The organism is Rhizorhapis sp. SPR117 (assembly GCF_021742065.1).
In genome coordinates, this window is sequence record NZ_JAKKIE010000170.1 from 1 (window position 1) to 1707 (window position 1707).

At 56.1% G+C, this 1707-nt stretch carries 2 protein-coding genes; both read right to left on the minus strand.

The window, feature by feature from the left end; genetic code table 11:
- Positions 1 to 70 precede the first annotated feature (70 nt).
- Entirely contained in the window at positions 71 to 709 is a 639-nt protein-coding gene (locus tag L3X40_RS21740; RefSeq protein WP_237367413.1) for a hypothetical protein, read from the minus strand.
- Positions 710 to 892: 183 nt separating this feature from the next.
- Complete coding sequence (locus tag L3X40_RS21745; RefSeq protein WP_237367414.1) at positions 893 to 1114, minus strand: helix-turn-helix domain-containing protein; 222 nt, start codon at positions 1112 to 1114, stop codon at positions 893 to 895.
- Positions 1115 to 1707 lie beyond the last annotated feature (593 nt).

The window sequence follows — 1707 nt, forward strand, 5'->3', positions numbered from 1 at the left end:
AAGCGAACTTCGGATTCAGGTGACTAGGGTCACTTCTCGATGAAAATCCCGGGTCAACTCTCAGCGGTAATCAACAGACATAGGTGTCGAACAGTGCTTTAGTGGTGTTGGGCGGCGGCCCTTGCTTCGCCACGTCGCCAAGCATCAGCAGTGTCTGCGGATTGCCGAGCCATTCGCCAAGGTTGCGCTCGAGAAACTGATGGACAACGTCATCGGCCCGCGCAGCATCGCCGAGCCGGTCGGCCAGGAACTCCGTCGCCTGTTCAGCATCGAGCGGTCGCAGTTCAACTTGTAGCGGTACGTCGCGATATTGCTCCCGGATCGCCTCCACCATCGTCGCCGCGCGCCATTCGGACAGGCGGCATGACAGGATGAACCGCGGATAGCCCGCAGCGCGCAATGCACGCAGGACCAGATCAACCGCATCGCCGTCGGCCTTAGCGGTAACCTCGTCGAGTGCGTCGATGACGAGGAAGCGGTGGTTTCCGAGCAGCTGTCGGCCGTCGCCGTTGATCAACTGTCGCGCGGTGCAGCGAACATGGTCGCCGTGATCGGCACCGCCGAGCCACTTGGTAAGTTCGGTTTTGCCTCCGCCCGCCTCGCCGAGAAGGACGATATTGCCGGTAAGGTCGAGCAATTCCTCATGTGCCACGTCACGCAGATCGCTATTGACCGTGTATTGCAGGCGGCGGGGCAAAAAAACGCTCACAGATTCATCCTTACACGCCCGGCCGAATTCGACAATTCTAATGAGATGGCGACAAAGATTTATCTTTGCAATTTTTCCTGCCATTGCGCCCGAAGTTGAGCCTATGCTCCTCGATCACACGAAATCGACTGACTCAAAATGCGCCTCTTACTATAGCCGCCGAGTACATGCAGCGATCGGCGTTCAATCAGCGTCCTCGTCAGGCGCAACTAGCGCGACGTGGCTCACTCCAAGCGCTTGGGCCAGCTCATAAAGGGTAATAACGGTGGGGTTCCGGTGGCCACGTTCAAGACTGCTCAGATACTGTTGGCTGAAGCCTGAACGTGCCGCGACATCCTCTTGGGTCAAGCCTTTCTCCTGACGCAAACGTGCGACATTCCTCCCCACGAGCTTCCGCATGTCCATGAGTGGACGGATGGCAATTTACATATTTAAAGTGTATCAACTATAATATGTATTGCGAGGTGGTTGATGCCACGTCCCTTACTCATTGAGGCGGTATGATGGATAAACAGCTTGTTATCGGCGGTTTTCTTGGAGGGATTGGCCTCGGTATAACAGTGCTAGCTTTGCCTTCAGTGTCCGGATCCCTGCTGGCTTTTACTGAAGGTCTGCTCGGAATACCGGCAGAATTACCGCAGAGATTAGGCGCGACACCCGAAATAGGGGTTGAATTCGCATCCCCGGCATTGGGCGTCGCTCTGCAAGATGGACAACTTCGCGAACCATTCCAAGGATCGTGGGAACGATCAGAATCTGACTCTGATTTGGAATATCCAGGAAGCCCCAACCGCGCACTGCAATATGATCCGGGCTCTCCAACTCCGAGACGTCCACACATCGATATGCTGCCGAGCGTCAGCCGATTTGATGGGGTGGGCAGCTCCTGGCAAAGCAGCGTACCAATTGGAGCTCACAGTTCACTGAATGACAGACCGGCTGATGCCGGTAGGTTCATGGGTTGTGGCTGAAGCCTGTGCTGTGGGTATGGCGGTCGA

What these genes read in the sequence shown, in the direction of transcription:
- L3X40_RS21745 (WP_237367414.1), bottom strand. Translation starts at nt 1,114, where the DNA reads ATGGACATGCGGAAGCTCGTGGGGAGGAATGTCGCACGTTTGCGTCAG.